Annotated in this window: 20 protein-coding genes and 1 pseudogene; 10 read left to right on the forward strand and 11 right to left on the reverse strand. The window is 45.2% G+C overall.

Annotation, left to right across the window (positions count from 1 at the left end):
- The first annotated feature begins 118 nt into the window (after positions 1-118).
- Positions 119-1,285 (forward strand): nucleotide sugar dehydrogenase, encoded by a 1,167-nt coding sequence (locus MSG33_RS16670; protein ID WP_248381503.1) that lies wholly within the window; start codon positions 119-121, stop codon positions 1,283-1,285.
- A gap of 95 nt (positions 1,286-1,380) precedes the next feature.
- Here MSG33_RS16670 and tpiA read toward each other — a convergent pair whose 3' ends face one another.
- Positions 1,381-2,151 carry a triose-phosphate isomerase gene (tpiA, locus tag MSG33_RS16675; RefSeq protein ID WP_248381504.1) on the reverse strand — a complete coding sequence of 257 codons (771 nt, stop codon included), beginning with the start codon at positions 2,149-2,151 and terminating at the stop codon, positions 1,381-1,383.
- Between the two features lie 269 nt (positions 2,152-2,420).
- Here tpiA and MSG33_RS16680 point away from each other — a divergent pair, with 269 nt between their 5' ends.
- The 3 genes and pseudogenes from MSG33_RS16680 (at position 2,421) to MSG33_RS16690 (ending at position 3,919) form a co-directional block, all read left to right on the forward strand.
- Positions 2,421-2,768, forward strand: a complete 348-nt coding sequence (locus tag MSG33_RS16680; protein ID WP_005397960.1) for a 5-carboxymethyl-2-hydroxymuconate Delta-isomerase — start codon at positions 2,421-2,423, stop codon at positions 2,766-2,768.
- A gap of 215 nt (positions 2,769-2,983) precedes the next feature.
- A complete protein-coding gene (locus MSG33_RS16685; protein WP_047009013.1) occupies positions 2,984-3,406 on the forward strand; it encodes a DUF805 domain-containing protein in 423 nt (140 codons plus the stop codon).
- Between the two features lie 222 nt (positions 3,407-3,628).
- Positions 3,629-3,919 (forward strand): annotated as a pseudogene (locus tag MSG33_RS16690) (GIY-YIG nuclease family protein).
- Here MSG33_RS16690 and MSG33_RS16695 read toward each other — a convergent pair.
- From MSG33_RS16695 to glpX, 3 genes are all read right to left on the reverse strand, one after another.
- Positions 3,913-4,263 carry a DUF3135 domain-containing protein gene (locus MSG33_RS16695; protein ID WP_150916181.1) on the reverse strand — a complete coding sequence of 117 codons (351 nt, stop codon included), beginning with the start codon at positions 4,261-4,263 and terminating at the stop codon, positions 3,913-3,915. The pseudogene MSG33_RS16690 and the gene MSG33_RS16695 overlap by 7 nt on opposite strands.
- Before the next feature lie 160 nt (positions 4,264-4,423).
- Positions 4,424-5,044: a metalloregulator ArsR/SmtB family transcription factor gene (locus MSG33_RS16700; protein WP_053809483.1), complete on the reverse strand. Its 621-nt coding sequence runs from the start codon at positions 5,042-5,044 to the stop codon at positions 4,424-4,426.
- Positions 5,045-5,263: 219 nt separating this feature from the next.
- Complete coding sequence (gene glpX, locus MSG33_RS16705; protein WP_140120013.1) at positions 5,264-6,271, reverse strand: class II fructose-bisphosphatase; 1,008 nt, start codon at positions 6,269-6,271, stop codon at positions 5,264-5,266.
- 348 nt (positions 6,272-6,619) lie between these two features.
- Between glpX and zapB the strand changes: the two genes are divergently transcribed.
- Positions 6,620-6,862 carry a cell division protein ZapB gene (gene zapB / locus MSG33_RS16710; RefSeq protein WP_005379536.1) on the forward strand — a complete coding sequence of 81 codons (243 nt, stop codon included), beginning with the start codon at positions 6,620-6,622 and terminating at the stop codon, positions 6,860-6,862.
- Positions 6,863-6,997: 135 nt separating this feature from the next.
- Here the strand turns inward: zapB and rraA are convergent, their stop codons facing one another.
- The 7 genes from rraA to priA all read right to left on the reverse strand — a co-directional run bounded on the left by rraA (position 6,998) and on the right by priA (position 15,294).
- On the reverse strand, positions 6,998-7,504 hold the full coding sequence (rraA, locus tag MSG33_RS16715; RefSeq protein ID WP_248381505.1) for a ribonuclease E activity regulator RraA: 507 nt from the start codon (positions 7,502-7,504) through the stop codon (positions 6,998-7,000).
- A 76-nt stretch (positions 7,505-7,580) separates the two neighbouring features.
- Positions 7,581-8,498: a 1,4-dihydroxy-2-naphthoate polyprenyltransferase gene (locus tag MSG33_RS16720; protein ID WP_005397953.1), complete on the reverse strand. Its 918-nt coding sequence runs from the start codon at positions 8,496-8,498 to the stop codon at positions 7,581-7,583.
- Positions 8,499-8,973: 475 nt separating this feature from the next.
- Positions 8,974-10,305 (reverse strand): HslU--HslV peptidase ATPase subunit, encoded by a 1,332-nt coding sequence (gene hslU / locus MSG33_RS16725; protein ID WP_006742475.1) that lies wholly within the window; start codon positions 10,303-10,305, stop codon positions 8,974-8,976.
- Between the two features lie 23 nt (positions 10,306-10,328).
- Positions 10,329-10,880 carry an ATP-dependent protease subunit HslV gene (gene hslV, locus MSG33_RS16730; protein WP_033905999.1) on the reverse strand — a complete coding sequence of 184 codons (552 nt, stop codon included), beginning with the start codon at positions 10,878-10,880 and terminating at the stop codon, positions 10,329-10,331.
- Positions 10,881-10,995: 115 nt separating this feature from the next.
- The gene (gene ftsN / locus MSG33_RS16735) at positions 10,996-11,544 is read right to left on the reverse strand and encodes a cell division protein FtsN (protein ID WP_047009018.1); all 549 of its coding nucleotides are present in this window, start codon (positions 11,542-11,544) and stop codon (positions 10,996-10,998) included.
- Between the two features lie 215 nt (positions 11,545-11,759).
- Entirely contained in the window at positions 11,760-12,788 is a 1,029-nt protein-coding gene (gene cytR / locus MSG33_RS16740) for a DNA-binding transcriptional regulator CytR (protein WP_254901949.1), read from the reverse strand.
- Between the two features lie 304 nt (positions 12,789-13,092).
- Positions 13,093-15,294 carry a primosomal protein N' gene (gene priA / locus MSG33_RS16745; RefSeq protein WP_152812848.1) on the reverse strand — a complete coding sequence of 734 codons (2,202 nt, stop codon included), beginning with the start codon at positions 15,292-15,294 and terminating at the stop codon, positions 13,093-13,095.
- Between the two features lie 295 nt (positions 15,295-15,589).
- On the opposite strand from priA, the gene rpmE reads away from it, so the two are divergent.
- From rpmE to rplW, 5 genes are all read left to right on the forward strand, one after another.
- A complete protein-coding gene (gene rpmE, locus MSG33_RS16750; RefSeq protein ID WP_005379546.1) occupies positions 15,590-15,811 on the forward strand; it encodes a 50S ribosomal protein L31 in 222 nt (73 codons plus the stop codon).
- 455 nt (positions 15,812-16,266) lie between these two features.
- Entirely contained in the window at positions 16,267-16,578 is a 312-nt protein-coding gene (gene rpsJ / locus MSG33_RS16755) for a 30S ribosomal protein S10 (RefSeq protein ID WP_004410492.1), read from the forward strand.
- A gap of 14 nt (positions 16,579-16,592) precedes the next feature.
- Entirely contained in the window at positions 16,593-17,222 is a 630-nt protein-coding gene (gene rplC / locus MSG33_RS16760) for a 50S ribosomal protein L3 (RefSeq protein WP_005379555.1), read from the forward strand.
- Positions 17,223-17,239: 17 nt separating this feature from the next.
- Complete coding sequence (gene rplD, locus MSG33_RS16765) at positions 17,240-17,842, forward strand: 50S ribosomal protein L4 (protein ID WP_005379556.1); 603 nt, start codon at positions 17,240-17,242, stop codon at positions 17,840-17,842.
- Complete coding sequence (rplW, locus tag MSG33_RS16770) at positions 17,839-18,141, forward strand: 50S ribosomal protein L23 (RefSeq protein WP_004398471.1); 303 nt, start codon at positions 17,839-17,841, stop codon at positions 18,139-18,141. The genes rplD and rplW overlap by 4 nt, the downstream gene beginning before the upstream one ends.
- The last annotated feature ends 4 nt before the right edge of the window (positions 18,142-18,145 follow it).

The raw sequence follows: 18,145 nt of genomic DNA on the forward strand, positions 1-18,145 counted from the left end.
AATGAGCCGCTTTTTTATTTTCTAATGTATGAAGCTTAGGTTGCACAATATTGTTTCACTATCCAAAAATTAAAACTATTGATATTCTGATATAAGAACTAAAGATTAGGGTATTGGAATGAAAATAGCAGTTGCCGGTACGGGGTATGTCGGGCTCTCTAATGCGATGTTGTTAGCCCAAAACCACCAAGTTGTTGCACTTGATATTATAGAAAAAAAAGTTGAGCAGCTTAACAACAAATGCTCACCTATTGTAGATAAAGAAATTGAAGATTTTCTTTCTAATAGAAAACTAGACTTTACTGCTACCACGGATAAAGCGTTTGCCTACAAAGGGGCCGATTTTGTTGTTATAGCTACGCCAACGGATTATGACCCACAAACCAACTACTTTAATACTGCTTCCGTCGAAGCGGTGATAAAGGATGTAATGGCGATTAACCCAAGTGCTGTAATGGTGATTAAATCTACAGTACCAGTGGGTTACACTGCGCGTATTAAGCAAGAGCTAGGTTGTGAAAACATTATTTTCTCACCAGAATTCCTGCGTGAAGGAAAGGCACTTTTCGATAACTTGCATCCTTCTCGTATAATTGTCGGGGAGCGTAGTGCGCGTGCTGAGACATTCGCCAACCTTCTCGTTGAAGGAGCGATAAAAGAAGATATCCCAGTTCTGTTTACTGACTCTACAGAAGCAGAAGCGGTTAAGTTATTCTCAAATACTTACCTTGCGATGCGCGTAGCTTATTTCAATGAACTAGACTCTTACGCTGAGGCACATAATCTTGATTCTCGCCAAATTATAGAAGGTGTTGGCTTGGACCCGCGTATTGGTAACCACTACAACAACCCTTCGTTTGGATATGGCGGTTATTGTCTGCCAAAAGATACCAAGCAACTTCGTGCAAACTATCAAGATGTCCCAAACAGTATTATTGGGGCCATAGTGGAAGCCAATCGAACTCGTAAAGACTTTATTGCTGAGTCTATTCTCAAACGAGAACCTAAAGTGGTTGGGATATACCGTTTGATAATGAAAGCTGGCTCAGATAATTTCCGCGCTTCGTCTATTCAAGGTATTATGAAGCGTATCAAGGCAAAGGGCGTTGAAGTGGTGGTGTATGAACCAGTACTTCAGGAAGACGAGTTCTTTAACTCACGTGTAATCAACGATCTGAATGAGTTTAAACAAAGCGCCGATGTGATTGTCTCTAACCGTATGGTTGAAGAACTTACTGATGTGGCTGATAAGGTGTACACGCGAGACCTATTTGGTAGTGATTAGACTTTAGTTACGATGATCGTGTGTAATCTAATACACAAACAAAAAGGGATGCATGATGCATCCCTTTGTTATTTCTACTCTCAGTAAAAACGAGATTAAGCTTTTGCTTTAGCCGCTGCTTTTGCGATTGCTGCGAAGCTTTTCGCGTCTAGTGAAGCACCGCCAACTAGAGCGCCGTCGATGTCTGGTTGTGAGAAGTAAGCTTCAGCGTTTTCTGGCTTAACAGAGCCGCCGTATTGGATGATTACTTGTGCTGCAACTGCTTCGTCTTTCGCAGCGATAAGTGCGCGGATAGAAGCGTGGATGCGCTGTGCATCTTCAGCGGTTGCTGCTTTACCAGTACCGATAGCCCAGATTGGTTCGTAAGCGATGATTGCGCCGTTTAGAGCTTCAACACCGTAACTGTCGATAACTGCGTTGATTTGACGTGCACATACAGCTTCAGTTTCGCCAGCTTCGTTTTGCGCTTCAGATTCACCGATACAGAAAACAGGAGTTAGGCCGTTTTCTTTTAGGAAGTTGAATTTCTTCGCGATGAACTCGTCAGATTCGTTGTGGTATTCACGACGCTCTGAGTGACCGATGATGATGTGAGTAGCACCGAAATCTTTCAGCATTTCTGGAGACATATCGCCAGTGAACGCACCGCTGTTGTTTAGGTCAGTGTTTTGAGCACCTAGGATGATCTTGTTACCGCCTTCAGCGATTACTCGCTCTGCTAGGTCGATGTAAAGTGCTGGTGGAGCGACTGCTACGTCAACACCTTCAACGCCTTCAAGTTCTGCGTTAAGACCAGTTAGCAGCTCAGTTACCATTGCTTTGCTGCCGTTTAGTTTCCAGTTACCCATCACTACAGGACGACGCATAGGAATATCTCCCTTATCTTTAATGTAAATAGTCAATTAATGTAAAAAATCTACGTAGGAATATAACAGAATAATGTGAACAGATCATGATTGGCGTCATGTCTTGTCCGGCTTTCTTTACTGATTCGACCAAGCATCGATCCTGTTATTTTTGTCAAAAGCAATCGATTGGTGATCACGTAGACAGAATGATAGTTCATTCCTCGGAAATTGCTGCTGAGATTGGTATTACTACGCGCTGGAATTAATTGTTGTAGAAAGGAATCAAAATGCCAAATCTCGTTTTAGAGTATTCAAACTCGGTTGAAGAACGTGTCAATGTTCAGGGGTTGCTGGAGGACTTACATAAAACGGCGTTAGAGAGTGGCCTTTTTGAACTCGCGTCAGTGAAATCTAGAACGCTCAGGTGCCACAATTGGTTAATTGGGGAAGAGGGCGATAGCCTCGACTTTATCCATATCAACTTTGATTTGCTATCTGGCCGTTCCCAAGAGCAGAAGAGAGAACTGTCACGAGCCTTGATGGCGACACTTCAAGAGCAAGCCAGTCACGTGCACAGCTTAACGGTCAATATCCGAGACATGGACGTAGACAGCTTCCAGAAAGTAGTGAATTAGGTTGAACAGAGTTTCTTGAGAATAACGAGTAGGGTTAAGCATCGCGAGATGCAAGGGAACTGAAAGCTAATAGGCCTTATCGAGTGTTTATCGTTGCTTGAGCTTAGTCTCTCTGCTTGTTAGAACGGCGTTGTTGGCGCTTACACTGCAGGTGTACTTTCCAAACCATATCGACTCGGCTAATCTATAACCTTTCTATTTTGGGGTAAAATTTGATGTCGACTAAAGAGTTACTGTTTTCTTTTCAAGGACGTATAAACCGTAAAACCTACTGGATTTGGAACGTCATTTACTATGTCTCTATTCTAGGTTTTGGTGCTGGAATCAGTAAGCTATTTCCTACTTTCTCCTATTTACTTCTCCCTATTTTCTTGGTGATTTTGTTAATCCCTGATTTGGCGATCACCACCAAGCGTTGGCATGACCGCAACAAATCAATCTATTGGCTAGCACTGAATATTCCGTTGATTATCGGACGAATCGCTACGCCAATGACCAGCCCTGTTGCACAAGAGCCGTCGACACCGCAAATGTTCGTTGCTTCCATTTCTCTGATTTGTGGTTTATGGATTCTAATTGAATGTGGCTTATTAAAAGGAACATCAGGACCAAACCAATATGGCCCTGAGCCGGAGTAATCGCTTTAAGTAACGTGCTCGCTGAAAGTAGATTCTTAGTCTCGCTAGAATGACGAACGCTTTTGACCTAGAGCGAGCTTATTAAAGTCACCGTCATTCTGAACAGCGAGGGACGAGCGTGATTCAGAATCTACGCGCAGAGTGCTCCGAGTTTGAAATAAACTGCCTGAGCTTGCGAATTACAATGGAAAAGTAACAGCGAATCATGAAGGAGAATGAATCATCGATAGGACACCTTGCGTTTATATCCTAACGTCAAACAACAACGCCGTTCTTTACATTGGTGTTACCAGTCAGCTGCCTCAAAGAATATGACAGCATAAAAACGGAGTAGTTGAGGGATTTACCAAGAAATACAACGTTCATAAGCTCGTTTACTTTGAGTTATTCGAAGATATGGCAACTGCCATAACCCGAGAGAAGCAGCTCAAGCAGTGGAAGCGTAAATGGAAGTTAGAGTTGGTAAGAGAAACGAATCCTAACTTTCTCGATCTGTTTGCTGAGTATCAGTAAAAATCATCCCTACCTTTAAATGCCTCTAAGCTAACCACATCCGCTTTTTGAGTCGGTGCCGTTTCCCCTTGTAGCGCCGCTCTGAACTTCACGACCTGTTTTTGTAATTCGTTCATCAATACCACATTGGTGTGGTGAGGGTTTTTACACTTGCTGATGATCCTATCGATGTGGCTTTGCTGAGCCCACAGTCTTTCTTGCATGTTTTCTGATGCGCTTTCGATCATCTCTTTCGCCATTTCATGACGAAATTGCTCAAAAGCTTCTGGATCTCGCTCAGCCATTCGAACCATTTCATCGAATGGCGGAAGCGTTTGAGAAGGGTAGTGACGTAGAGTAGACATCGATGCTCTCCAAATCCTTATGGAAATTGCCTTTAGTTACTAAAAGCCTATACCACTAGAAAGAGGTGAGAGGATGAATTCTTCAGCCGTCTCACTTATAAGAGAAGCTTTCAAGCTTGAGATTGAATAAGTGCGACATGTCGATGTTGGGTTGTGATGGTTACTGCAGTTGTTGGATGCGGTAAACGCAGCGTCTTTGGCCGCTAATGATGTGTTCGGTGCGCTCTACTTTGGTGTCACGTCCAAGTAAAGACTGAAAGACACTTAATTCTGATTGGCACAAGCTTGGGCAGCGAGTTGCGGCTTTACAAATCGGGCAGTGATTTTCGATCAAGATAAATCCGTTCTCATCTTGCTCAAGCTCGGCCATATAGCCTTCTTGTTCTCTGAGTGTCACAAGAGTTTCTAGTTTGCTTTGCAGAGAGTTGCATTGCTCAAGGTGCTGACGATAACTTTGTAACGTGAGTTTTTCTCTTTCCGATGTGACTTTGTCCAGTCCATCTTTGCCAAAAATGTGTTCGACAGCCTCTATAAACTGAATGGTCAACTCACCGTGACGGTCAGCAAATTGCTCATGACCTTTTTGAGTGAGAGACCAGTGGCGAGCGGGGCGACCCACTTTGACTTTGACGTCATGAATAGACAGGATGCCATCATCTTCTAAACTCTGAAGGTGCTGACGTGCCCCCATAGTTGTCATACCCAGCTCAGAAGAGAGTTGTTTTGCAGTGACGGAACCATCACGCTTAACGATTTGCAATATCCTATCTACAGTCTTCATATACCCACCATTTATACGTCAGTACATATTATGCGCGATAGGGTTAGTAAAGAAAAGTGTTGACTTAGTTTGAGTGGGGATCTGTTGGGTCTATGTTCATGCGAACCAATATATATCGCCACTCTGAACAGCGAGAAACGAGTGTGCTTCAGAATCTATCGTTCGGTTGTGCGGAAAGAAAGGCTCACACTCAGATTGAGCGAGAGCCTCACACAATGCTTAAAGAATAATATCACGCACTTCTGGATCTTTACGATCTAGGTAGTGAGTCGACTTAATGCGACGAATAGTTCGGCATCGACCGCGTACGAGCAGCGTTTCTGTGGTTGCGATATTGCCTTGGCGAGAGATGCCTTCTAGTAAGTCACCTTTAGTGATGCCTGTTGCTGAGAATACGACGTTGTCGCTGCGTGCCATGTCTTCCATTTTGAGGATAACATTCGCTTTTACGCCCATTTCATCGCAGCGTTTTAGTTCGTCTGCGCCGTAAATGCGGTTTTCTTCAGTATCGCCTTTTACTTCGTGACGCGGAAGTAGACGACCGTGCATGTCACCGTCTAGCGCTCGAATCACCGCGGCTGAGACGACCCCTTCTGGCGCGCCGCCAATACAGTACATCATGTCCACTTCACTGTCTGGCATACAAGTCAGAATAGAGGCAGCCACGTCACCATCAGGCACCGCAAAGACACGTACGCCCATTGCTTGCATTTCTGCAATAACGTCATCGTGGCGAGGTTTCGCAAGGGTAATAACGACTAAGGTATCAAGTGGTTTGTTCAGGGCTTTTGCTACGTTCTCTAGGTTCTCTTTTAACGGCTTTTCTAAGTCAATCACGCCTTTTGCACCAGGGCCAACAACCAGTTTTTCCATGTACATATCTGGCGCTTTAAGAAAGCTGCCTTTCTCACCTGCGGCAAGTACGGCTAGTGCGTTAGATTGCCCCATTGCCGTCATGCGAGTCCCTTCAATCGGGTCGACTGCAATATCTACTTCATCACCACCAATACCCACTTGCTCACCAATGTATAGCATTGGCGCATCATCGATTTCACCTTCACCAATGACAATTTCACCACTGATATCTGTTTTGTTCAGTAGGGTGCGCATAACTTCAACAGCTGCGCCATCGGCTGCATTTTTATCGCCACGGCCAAGCCATTTGTAACCAGCCAAAGCTGCACCTTCAGTCACACGGGAAAATGCCATTGCTAAATCGCGTTTCATGATGTCTCCAAGTAAGCAAGAGGGAAGAAGAATTTGCGCGGCGATTCTATCACAACGTAGGGTAAACGTTTGCCTTTTTGCGGAGCTTTTACTTTATCTAACTTGAATTTGATCAATACTTAGGACGATTTTCAGCGTGGCGGGAGGCAAAATCCTTGCTCAAAAATGCTTCGGCGATAAGAAAAGTCAGCGTTTAGTGAGATTGCGCCGATTTTTTGACCGAATGATGCGAAATATCGAATATAGTGAGTGTTTCTCATCGCGACGCTGAGTAGAATGAACCTTATATAGGTTAGGTGTGCATCAATCTCGCACATCGTCCCAACGGAATAACATAGGTAGGCCAAGATGTCTTTTGAAGTACTAGAACAACTAGAATCTAAAATTCAAACTGCAGTTGACACAATCACTCTTCTTCAGATGGAAGTCGAAGAGCTGAAAGAAGATAAAGCAAAACTTGCGGAAGAAGCGAACGAGCTTCGCTCTCAACGTGAAGAGCTAGAGCAAAAAGCACAACAAGCACAGCAAGAGCATGCGCAATGGCAAGAGCGCATTCGTGCACTACTTGGCAAAATGGACGAAGTGGAATAATCCGGCTTCTTCATTCCAAATTAAAAACACCCGCGTTAAGCGGGTGTTTGTGTTTTGGGCAAGTTGAAAATCGTTGGGACAAGCTCGATTCTTATAGCCAAGAGAAGGTCCTATAACTTAGGTACCTAAGACTCGTTATTCTTCTTCATCCAACTCTAAATCAATATTCAATGGCTCAGGCGACAGGATGATCCCAGTGCTATCAGCATAAATATAATCTTCAGGTAAGAAGCTGACGCCGCCAAAGTTGACTGGTACATCCAATTCGCCAATACCCTGGCTGGTCGCTCCAACAGGAATAGAGGCGAGGGCTTGAATGCCTAAGTTCATATCTTCAAGTTCATCTACTTCACGAACACAGCCGTAAACGACAATGCCTTCCCACTCGTTTTCTTCCGCAATAGTTGCGATTTCTGCATCGATAAGGGCTTTACGTAGGGAACCGCCACCGTCAATTAACAAAACGCGACCAAGTCCATCTTGCTCTAATGTCTCGCGGATCAACGAATTATCTTCAAAACACTTGATGGTGGTGATTTGCCCGGCAAATGAAGCGCGACCGCCAAAATTACTGAACATTGGTTCAACCACATCTACCTGCTCGAGGTAGATATCACAGAGTGCTGAGGTATTGTATTCCATAGCGTACCTTTCTAAACAGAAATTGGTTGTCTTTGAGTATATCTAGGCATTAAGTCAATGCAATGACAATCCTTTTTTAACTTACTAGAGTTTGAGCTACCACAATTGTTGCAAACAAAACGTTGGTGACTAAAGAGCATTTCACGATGACTGGCATCATTGGTGCTATCTGAGCGGGCTTTTGTGTATGCCAAACCGCTTTACCATGATCGGCCACGAAATAAATACTAAGTAAAAATGGCAAGCTAATCCAAACGGGTTTGTCTTGAATTAACAAGTAAGCCGCAAAGGCAAGAATAGCGCCGCCAAGTAAAACAAAGTGGTACTGCTTGGCTTTGCGTTGACCCAAACGCACTGCGACCGTGCGTTTACCACACTCTCGGTCGTTCTCGATATCACGCATATTGTTGATGTTGAGTACTGCAACGGCGAGTAAACCGCAGCCTAGAGCAGGTAAGAATAGCGTGGTATCTACGTGACCAGTATGCAAGAAATAGGTACCGGATACGCCGAGTAAACCAAAAAACAAGAAAACCGAAATATCGCCAAGCCCCACGTAACCGTATGGTTTGCTACCCATGGTGTAAGCAATTGCCGCGAGGATGGCTAAAATTCCCAGCCCGATAAACGTCACAATGCTTTCCAGTGAGCTTAGTGAATAGAAAACTAACACTAAGCCAGAAATGGCGGTCAGAACGATGTTAAAGATAATCGCCTGTTTCATCTGTTTCGCACTTACCGCGCCAGACTGCATCGCTCGTAATGGGCCAAGGCGTTTGTCGTTATCTGTACCTTGAACGGCATCGCCGTAGTCGTTTGCCAGGTTGGACAGAATTTGCAGCAACGTCGCGGTTACGAAAGCCATGATGGCAATTGTCAGTGAAAAATGACCCGCCGAGTAGGCGAGCACGCTACCCGTTAAGATAGAGACTAACGCCAGAGGTAGTGTTTTTGGGCGAGCGGCTTCAAGCCAGATCTGTAGAGATTGTTTCATGGAAATTTCGTGCTAGTAACCAATGTGCCCAGTATAAGCACAAAGAGGCAGATACGCTATTGACCTAAAACAACTCAACTAGAAGTCAAAGGGTGAAGTAGAAGGAAAGCAGTTTCGATATTTGAGGCGATAAAATAGCCCTCTTTTTGGAAAGTGGAGGGTACGGAGAACGCTGCTATTAGATTCTTAGTCTCGCTTGAGCTCGCTAGAATGACGAGATCTTTTGATTTAGCTGTTGTCAAAGTAACCGCCATTCTGAACAACGAGGAACGAGTGTGATTCAGAATCAATCGTCCGATTGTGCGGTGGTTAAGGTGAGCTGGAAAGAATAGGGTGTGCTGCTACTAGATTCTTAGTCTCGCTTGAGCTCGCTAGAATGACCAGATCTTTTGATTTAGATGTTGTTTAAGTGACCGTCATTCTAAACAAAAAAGCCCAGAAACAAGGTTCTGGGCTTTGGTGGGATAGATTGCGATTAAAGAATAAAGCGGCTTAGATCTTCATCTTCAATCGTGTCACCTAGGCGCTCTTTCACATAAGCGGCATCGATAACAAACTTCGCGCCAGATTGCTCCGCCGCATCGTAAGAGATTTCATCCATTAAGCGTTCCATAACGGTGTGTAAGCGACGAGCACCGATGTTTTCTGTGCTTTCGTTGACCGTCCATGCCGCTTCCGCGATTTGCGTGATGCCATCTTCTGTGAACTCGATGTCCACATCTTCCGTTTTCATCAACGCCACGTACTGCTCTGTTAGAGAGGCTTTTGGCTCTGTCAGAATGCGTTTGAAGTCGTTGCTGCTTAGTGCCTCTAGCTCAACACGAATTGGTAGACGACCTTGCAATTCTGGGATCAAGTCAGATGGTTTTGCCACTTGGAATGCACCAGATGCAACAAACAGAATGTGGTCTGTTTTTACCATGCCGTGCTTGGTTGATACCGTGCTGCCTTCAATCAATGGAAGTAGGTCGCGCTGAACACCTTCGCGTGAAACGTCTGGGCCTGAGCTCTCGCCGCGTTTACAGATCTTGTCGATCTCATCGATAAATACGATGCCGTTGTTTTCAACGTTGAAAATCGCCGCTTCTTTTAGCTCTTCTTGGTTAACCAGTTTTGCCGCTTCTTCTTCCGCTAACGCTTTCATTGCGTCTTTGATTTTCAGCTTACGTTTTTTCTTAGTGTCGCCTGCCAGGTTTTGGAACATGCCTTGCAGCTGGTTAGTCATCTCTTCCATACCTGGGGGCGCCATGATCTCTACGCCCATTTGTGGTGCGGCTACGTCGATTTCAATTTCTTTATCGTCTAGTTGGCCTTCACGCAGTTTCTTACGGAAGATCTGGCGAGTGTGAGAAGACTCTTCCGTTTGCTCTGCTTGACCCCAGCTATCACGTGCTGGTGGCAGTAGCGCATCAAGAATGCGTTCTTCCGCTTGCTCTTCAGCGCGGAATTTTACTTTTTCCATCGCTTGTTGATGCGTCATTTTTACCGCGACATCTGTTAGGTCACGGATGATGGTTTCAACTTCTTTACCAACGTAACCCACTTCGGTGAATTTTGTCGCTTCAACTTTGATGAAAGGGGCATTTGCCAGTTTTGCGAGGCGGCGTGCGATTTCAGTCTTACCAACACCAGTAGGACCAATCATCAAAATGTTTTTTGGCGTCACTTCGGCGCGCAAGCTTTCTTCAAGCTGCATACGGCGCCAGCGGTTACGAAGTGCAATCGCAACCGAACGCTTGGCTTTTTCTTGACCGATAATGTGGCGGTTCAATTCATGAACGATTTCGCGAGGCGTCATTTCAGACATATTCTTTCCTTACTTCGTTACGATTACGCGGTTGGTTTTTCAGGCTCTATTGTTGAGTCTAGCTCTTCTACCGTGTGGTGATGGTTAGTGAAGACACAAATATCACCCGCGATGTTGAGGGCTTTTTCCGCGATCTCACGAGCATCTAGATCTGTGTTTTCTAGTAGGGCGGTTGCGGCAGCTTGTGCGTAAGCACCACCAGAGCCAATCGCAATCAGGTCGTGTTCTGGCTGTACGACATCACCATTACCGGTAATGATTAACGATGCGGTTTCGTCGGCAACGGCAAGCAAGGCTTCGAGCTTGCGCAGAGCACGATCGCTACGCCAGTCTTTGGCTAGCTCAACTGCCGCTTTAGTTAGGTGACCTTGGTGCATTTGCAGCTTGCTTTCGAAGCGCTCAAAAAGGGTGAAGGCATCTGCAGTGCCGCCAGCAAAGCCCGCTAGTACTTGGTTGTTATATAGGCGGCGAACTTTGCGCGCATTACCTTTCATTACGGTATTGCCTAGAGATACTTGGCCATCACCCGCGATGACGACTTTATTATTTCGACGTACAGATACAATGGTAGTCACAGTCGACCTCTTGATTATTTCTCTTTGGATTTAATTCAGTATATGGGGGAGGGGAAATAGGGATTCAAGGGGGCAAAAAGAAAGGCCCTAGGATCTTAGCTCCTAGGGCCTGAGTTTAAAGATTTTCTTTCCAAATCGCACATGGCTCGATTTTCGCGCGTTGCAGTTTATGACGGTCACGTTCTGCATCACGTTTGAACTTATACGGACCTAGCACCACGCGATACCATGAGCTGCCTTCTTTCTTACGAATCTTGCTCGACATCCCTTGGAACGCGATTGCAAGCTTACGCTCTTCTGCTTGCGCCTGGGTTTTGTAAGCACCACATTGCATGATGTAAGGAATTTTAGAAACTTCAATTTCTTTGGCCACAACTTCAACTTCACGTTTCGGTAGTGACTCAACATATTCCCATTTTTCTTCTGGTGGTGGTGGCAAGTCTTTTTTCGGCTTTGGTTTGCTTACAGTGGTTGTTGGCTGCTTCACGACTGGTTGTTTAGGTTCTGGGTCGCTACTCAAAAGGTAAAGACCATAGCCAAAACCACCCACGAGCAAGACAGCGAGCAGGCCACTACGCCAAGGCTTTTTTCTTCTCGGCGGCTGTTTTTTTGTCGACTTTTTTGGGGCACCTCGCCCCCGTCTTACATAATCTCTATTTGCCACGGTTATTTCTGGTCATCAAGGATTCTTGCAAATATGTTAATCCAGAACGAGTTGAGAAAACACCCTATTGATAGAATCTTGATAGCTAAAGCGCGACAACGTCGGAGTGTGTTTCCGTTCGCGCTTATATTTGTGCGGGATAAACAAAAAGCAGATGGGGTAAATAAAAAGCGGCGCCTTAGCACCGCTTTGGGTATGGATACTTAATTTTTAGGTTAAGGGCGTTGTGGTGGCGCTGCACTTCCGCGAATGACGAGGTTAGTTTCAAGTAGGCGCGAGCCTGAATGCACGTCGTGTCCTTTTAACATCTCAAGCATCATTAGCATCGCTTGTCGACCAATCTCATAGCGAGGCTGAGAGATGGTGGTCAACGGTGGATCGCAGTACTGAGCGAAGTTAATGTCATCAAAGCCCACAACGGAGAGATCTTGCGGTACTCGTAAGCCAAGCTTTTTCGCTTCTTGAATTGCGCCGATGGCCATTGTGTCACAGTGACAGAAAATAGCTGTTGGTGGCTCAGGTAATTCGAGCAGTTTACGAACGGCTTTTGCTCCGCCATCAAAAGAGAACTCAGTAATGACACTATATTGAGGGTCTTTATTGATGCCTGCACGGCGCAAGGCTTGTTGATAACCTTGCTGGCGGAACTGACACAATATTGCCGTATCTGGACCCGAGATTTGCGCGATGCGTTTATGACCTAGCTGGGTTAGGTAATTCACCGCTTCAAATGCTGAGGTCAGGTTATCAATGTGTACTGTTGGAAGTTCTAACTCTGGCGCAAATTCACACGCCATCACCATCGGAGGTAAGTTCTTTTGTTCTGGCTTACTGACATCGAACGGTAGATCTGTGCCAAGCAGTAGCATTCCATCCGCCTGCTTAGTAAATACGAGGTTAACGAAAGAACTTTCGCGTTTCTTCTGTTGTCCGCTATCGCCCAGCAGGACTAGATAGCCATGTTCCATGGCAGCATCTTCAATACCGCGAATAATTTCAGAAAAATAAGGATCACAGATGTCGGGAACGATAGTAACAATGGTTTTTGATTCGTTTCTACGTAAGTTACGCGCTAATGAGTTTGGAGAATAACCCGCTTCAAGTACGGCATCTTCTACTCTTTTTCTCGTTGAAGAAGATACTTTTTCTGGGTTCATTAATGCTCGAGATACCGTAGCCGTAGACACTCCCGCAAGCTGGGCAACATCCTTCATTGTCGCCATAGTTTTTAACCTCTCGTTTATTTTTTTGCCAAGGTGACGTTATTCCGGTTTGAAATCATAGTAATCACGCTGAGTTAGAGCAGCGTTTGCTCTTCGCTCAGTTCGTGTTAACAAGTGGAAAAATGGATTCTTCACTGCGACATCAATTTGTGGGAATAGTCATTGTTTTAATCTAAGCCTGTGCGAACAAGTCACTTTAGACTTTTCTAATTTGGATAGTCTATTCATTTCTAAAGTGAAAGTTACGGTCTGTTTAACAAAAATTGCAATCCCGTCGTGATGCTCGTCACATTAAATGGTAATTCATTACATAGTTAAACGTTTGCTAGCTGAGATCTTGTGGTTCTATGTCTAAATTCCAGCGAACTTTCTTGGCATTTGGCAACAACTCAATAGCAGGTTTGGCACTGGTTAATAACTTTTGCATCAATGAACGATGCTGGGTTTGAAGTAACAGCTGCCAGCGGTATTTACCAGCCCGCTTGGCCAGAGGTGAAGGAGTGGGGCCTAACACCATGCAGGAATCATCGAACAGAGGGTGTGATTCTAACGTAAAGCGAACCTGACGCAGGAAGTCTTCAACTACCTCACTTTGGTTTGCTTCTGCTTTAAACAGAGTCAAGAAACTATAAGGCGGAAGCTGAGCCAGTTTGCGTTCTTCCAGAGCTGTCATAGCAAAGTGACGATAGTCTTTTTGAAGTAGGGCTTGCAGCAAGCTGTGCTCAGGATGGTGAGTTTGCAGGATCACTTCGCCAGGTTTACTTGCTCGGCCAGCACGACCTGCGACCTGAATAAACAGCTGAGCTAATCGCTCCGAAGCGCGAAAGTCACTACTATACAAAGAGCCATCAACATCCAAAAGAGCTACGAGCGTTACATTTGGAAAGTGGTGCCCCTTAGCCAGCATTTGAGTGCCTATCAGTATTTGGTATTCACCTTTACGAATCGACTCAAGGGCATCTTCCAAGCTACCTTTGCGACGTGTGCTATCTCTGTCGATGCGAATGGCTTTGTATTCTGGAAACAACTGAGCCAATTGTTGTTCGAGCTGTTCCGTTCCTACGCCGACGGTAACCAGTTGAGTTGAACCACACCCCTGACACTGATGAATGACAGGTTGTTGTGAACCACAGTGATGGCAGCGTATTTCGTTGCTGTAATGGTGGAACGTATAGTACGCATCACAGCGTTTACATTCTGCAATCCAACCACATTCATGGCACATCAAAGCGGGCGAGAAACCTCGGCGGTTAAGAAACAACATAACCTGATTGCCCATTTTTAAGTGTTTGCGCATTTCGGCAATCAGTTGGGCGGATAAGCCACTTTCTAAATACTGACCTTTTACATCTAACACTTTATTGGTGGTTGGCACGGCAGAGCCAGCTCGTTGGGTGAGTGTTAAATGGTGATATTTACCAGACAGTGCATTATGTAGGGTTTCTAACGCTGGCGTCGCTGAGCCAAGGACAATCGGCACTTGCTCTTTATGGGCGCGCATGACAGCAACATCACGAGCGTGGTAACGCAAGCTGTCTTGTTGCTTATAAGAGGAGTCATGCTCTTCATCAACGATAATAATCCCCAAATCAGCAAAAGGTGTCAGTAGGGCTGAGCGCGTACCAATGATGATCCCCGCGGCTTTATCGCGAGCCGATAACCAGGCGTTCAAACGCTCTGTTTCATTCAAACCGGAATGAATCACATCTACCGGGACATTAAATCGATGTTTAAAGCGGTTGATGGTTTGGGGCGTTAGACCGATCTCAGGTACTAAAACTAATGCCTGTTTCCCTTGCTCTAGGACGGGCTTGATAAGGTTTAAGTAAACTTCTGTTTTACCAGAGCCAGTTACCCCCTCTAATAAATAGCAAGCAAAGCCTGTTTGGCTATTTACGCTGGCAATAGCGAGTGCTTGTTCATGGTTAAGCTTTGGTTTCTCTACCGTGCACTCTACATTTTGACTCCATTTCGTAATAACCGGCTTTTTCTCGATACGCTCGACCCAACCTTTTTCTTCGAGATTTTTTAAGATGGTCGAGTTTACTTCTTGATCCAAGAGTTCTTGATGCGAGATTGGGCCGTTGACCATCATTTGGAGTGCACGCTGTTGTTTTACGGCACGCCCAAGCCCTTGCATGAGCTTATTTCTTCCTGCTTCTGTCAGTTGCCATTCTTGTAGCGTTGCAAAGTCGGCCGGTTTGCCTTTCCTCAGCGCGGCAGGCATTGCATTGTGTAGAGTGTCACCTAGAGGGTACTGATAGAACTGGCTGCACCAATTTAGCAGAGAATAAAGCGTCTCTGGCCATATCGGTTGGGAGTCTAATACCGCTTTGATTGGCTTAAGCTGCTCTTTAGGAAAGTCGGAGTGGTTCACCATTGCGGTGACGATGCCGACTAAGGTTTGGCGTCCAAAAGGTACGGAAACGCGTCCACCAATGATCGGAAACAGGTGCCCCGGAATGGCGTAATCAAATTGTTTGTCGAGCGGAACGGGTAATGCCACTCTAGCAATGGTTGGACGCATAAATTCTTAGCTATTAAAAAGAGGGAAAGGAAATGAGAGTCTATTAAAATCGGTATGGAAATTCGAGTAAAGCTATGTGATTCAGCGTGAATCGTGCCTCTATGATTAGTCTGGCTAAAAAAGTGGCGAAAAAGTTGCCAAATATGTTGATCCGAGCAATGTGATTCTTTACTATATCGCGCCTTGAGATATGGCTTCGGCAATTAGTTGATGCGGTATCCCATTTTATTATTAATTGCGTGTGGTGTGCGGCTTAGATTCGTATAGCGACACGGCCTACTATTGAGGTTATCCCATGAAAGCTGGTATCCACCCAGAATACAAAGCAGTAAAAGCGACTTGTTCTTGCGGCAACTCTTTTGAGTTCAACTCTACTCTAGGTAAAGAGTCTATCCACCTAGACGTATGTGACAAGTGTCACCCATTCTACACTGGTAAGCAACGTATCGTTGATACAGGCGGCCGTGTTGATCGCTTCAACAAGCGTTTCGGTGCACTATCAAGCGGTAAGAAATAATAGCAGCCGCTATTACGATTACAGTTTAGAAAAGGACGCTTCGGCGTCCTTTTTGTTTAATGGCTACCAAGCGAAGAGGAATGTATGGGGTTTGGAATATTCCCGATTATTTTTCACTCAGCGCTTGCAACCTAAAGTGTGATCTGTATAATGCAGCGCACTGGTTAAGCCAGTTGTGAACCAATGAGCAGTGAGGAGCGAGCAAATCTAAGGATTTGTGAGGTAATGTATACTCAGCTTATGTTCGCGGTTAATACAATTAGCTATCTTTTCTTCGGAAAAACTATCCTCAAAGGTGACTTTGGCATATAGGGATAGTTAATCGAAAATTAACTGACAATGCGTCCTAATCTTGGATGCTACGGTTTCACATAAATCAATCGGCATTCTCTCGTCTTGACGAGTTTGAGTGGCGATATTGTTTGTGTAATTTATTAAATTTGGAGCTCTGTCTCATGCAGAACCAACGTATCCGTATCCGCCTAAAAGCTTTCGATTACAAACTAATCGATGCTTCTACAGCGGAAATCGTTGAAACAGCTAAGCGCACTGGCGCACAGGTTCGTGGTCCAATCCCACTGCCAACTCGTAAAGAGCGTTTCACAGTTCTTATCTCTCCACACGTTAACAAGAAAGCACGTGACCAGTACGAAATCCGTACTCACAAGCGTCTAATCGACATCGTTGAGCCAACAGACAAGACTGTTGATGCTCTAATGCGTCTAGACCTTGCTGCGGGCGTTGACGTTCAAATTAGCCTAGGTTAAGGGAGATTAGAAGTATGATTGGTCTAATCGGTCGTAAAGTGGGCATGACCCGCGTATTTACTGAAGAAGGCGTTTCTATCCCAGTAACTGTTGTTGAGGTTGAAGCTAACCGTGTTTCTCAAGTGAAAACTCTTGAAACTGACGGCTACGCAGCAATCCAGGTTACAGCTGGTTCTAAGAAAGCTAACCGCGTAAACAAAGCTGAAGCAGGTCACTTTGCTAAAGCTGGCGTTGAAGCTGGTCGCGGTCTTTGGGAATTCCGTTTAGAAAACGGCGAAGAGTTCGAAGTTGGTTCAGAACTAACTGTTGAACTATTCAACGAAACTAAGAAAGTAGACGTTACTGGTACATCTAAGGGTAAAGGTTTCCAAGGCGCTGTTAAGCGTTGGAACTTCCGTACTCAAGATATGACTCACGGTAACTCATTGTCTCACCGTGCTCCTGGTTCTATCGGTCAATGTCAGACTCCAGGTCGCGTATTTAAAGGCAAGAAAATGGCAGGTCACATGGGTGCTGAGCGTGTAACGACTCAAAACCTAGAGATCGTACGTGTTGACGCTGAGCGCAACCTGCTTCTTATTAAAGGTGCAGTCCCAGGCGCAACTGGCGGCAACGTGATCGTTAAACCAGCTGTTAAAGCATAACGTCTCAGGAGTAAGTAATGGAACTAATGGTTAAAGGTGCCGATGCACTAACTGTTTCCGAAACTACTTTCGGACGTGAGTTTAACGAAGCTCTTGTACACCAAGTAGTTGTTGCGTACGCAGCAGGTGCTCGTCAAGGTACTCGTGCTCAAAAAACACGTTCAGAAGTTTCTGGCGGTGGCGCTAAGCCATGGCGTCAAAAAGGTACTGGCCGTGCGCGTGCTGGTACAATCCGTAGCCCAATCTGGCGTACAGGTGGTGTTACTTTTGCTGCGAAACCACAAGATCACAGCCAAAAAGTAAACAAAAAAATGTACCGTGGTGCTATGAAGAGCATTCTTTCTGAGCTTGTTCGTCAAGAGCGTCTAATCGTTGTTGATAACTTCTCAGTTGAAGCACCAAAGACTAAAGAGCTAGTTGCTAAGCTTAAAGAGCTTGAGCTAACTGACGCTCTAATCGTGACTAGCGAAGTAGATGAGAATCTATTCCTAGCTGCTCGTAACCTATACAAAGTTGACGCACGTGATGTTGCTGGTATCGATCCAGTATCTCTAATCGCGTTTGACAAAGTTGTAATGACTGCAGAAGCAGTTAAGCAAGTAGAGGAAATGCTAGCATGATCACTGAAGAGCGTATCCTAAAAGTTCTACGTGCACCGCACATCTCTGAAAAAGCAACTATGGCAGCTGAGAAAGCGAACACTATCGTTTTCAAAGTAGCTAAAGATGCGACTAAAAAAGAGATCAAAGCAGCTGTAGAAAAGCTATTTGAAGTTGAAGTTAAGTCTGTAAATACTCTTATCACTAAGGGTAAGACCAAACGTCAAGGTCTACGCCAAGGTCGCCGCAGCGACGTTAAGAAAGCGTACGTTACTTTGAAAGAAGGTCAAGATCTTGACTTCGTTGGCGGCGCGGAATAACAGG

The organism is Vibrio sp. 1CM7H (assembly GCF_023161645.1).
GTDB classification, from domain to species: Bacteria; Pseudomonadota; Gammaproteobacteria; order Enterobacterales; family Vibrionaceae; genus Vibrio; species Vibrio diabolicus.

Excerpts from the sequence above, each read along its gene's own strand:
- MSG33_RS16670 (WP_248381503.1), top strand. The coding sequence starts at position 119 with ATGAAAATAGCAGTTGCCGGTACGGGGTATGTCGGGCTCTCTAATGCG.
- tpiA (WP_248381504.1), bottom strand. The coding sequence starts at position 2,151 with ATGCGTCGTCCTGTAGTGATGGGTAACTGGAAACTAAACGGCAGCAAA.
- MSG33_RS16680 (WP_005397960.1), top strand. The coding sequence starts at position 2,421 with ATGCCAAATCTCGTTTTAGAGTATTCAAACTCGGTTGAAGAACGTGTC.
- MSG33_RS16685 (WP_047009013.1), top strand. The coding sequence starts at position 2,984 with ATGTCGACTAAAGAGTTACTGTTTTCTTTTCAAGGACGTATAAACCGT.
- MSG33_RS16695 (WP_150916181.1), bottom strand. The coding sequence starts at position 4,263 with ATGTCTACTCTACGTCACTACCCTTCTCAAACGCTTCCGCCATTCGAT.
- MSG33_RS16700 (WP_053809483.1), bottom strand. The coding sequence starts at position 5,044 with ATGAAGACTGTAGATAGGATATTGCAAATCGTTAAGCGTGATGGTTCC.
- glpX (WP_140120013.1), bottom strand. The coding sequence starts at position 6,271 with ATGAAACGCGATTTAGCAATGGCATTTTCCCGTGTGACTGAAGGTGCA.
- zapB (WP_005379536.1), top strand. The coding sequence starts at position 6,620 with ATGTCTTTTGAAGTACTAGAACAACTAGAATCTAAAATTCAAACTGCA.
- rraA (WP_248381505.1), bottom strand. The coding sequence starts at position 7,504 with ATGGAATACAATACCTCAGCACTCTGTGATATCTACCTCGAGCAGGTA.
- MSG33_RS16720 (WP_005397953.1), bottom strand. The coding sequence starts at position 8,498 with ATGAAACAATCTCTACAGATCTGGCTTGAAGCCGCTCGCCCAAAAACA.
- hslU (WP_006742475.1), bottom strand. The coding sequence starts at position 10,305 with ATGTCTGAAATGACGCCTCGCGAAATCGTTCATGAATTGAACCGCCAC.
- priA (WP_152812848.1), bottom strand. The coding sequence starts at position 15,294 with ATGCGTCCAACCATTGCTAGAGTGGCATTACCCGTTCCGCTCGACAAA.
- rpmE (WP_005379546.1), top strand. The coding sequence starts at position 15,590 with ATGAAAGCTGGTATCCACCCAGAATACAAAGCAGTAAAAGCGACTTGT.
- rpsJ (WP_004410492.1), top strand. The coding sequence starts at position 16,267 with ATGCAGAACCAACGTATCCGTATCCGCCTAAAAGCTTTCGATTACAAA.
- rplC (WP_005379555.1), top strand. The coding sequence starts at position 16,593 with ATGATTGGTCTAATCGGTCGTAAAGTGGGCATGACCCGCGTATTTACT.
- rplD (WP_005379556.1), top strand. The coding sequence starts at position 17,240 with ATGGAACTAATGGTTAAAGGTGCCGATGCACTAACTGTTTCCGAAACT.
- rplW (WP_004398471.1), top strand. The coding sequence starts at position 17,839 with ATGATCACTGAAGAGCGTATCCTAAAAGTTCTACGTGCACCGCACATC.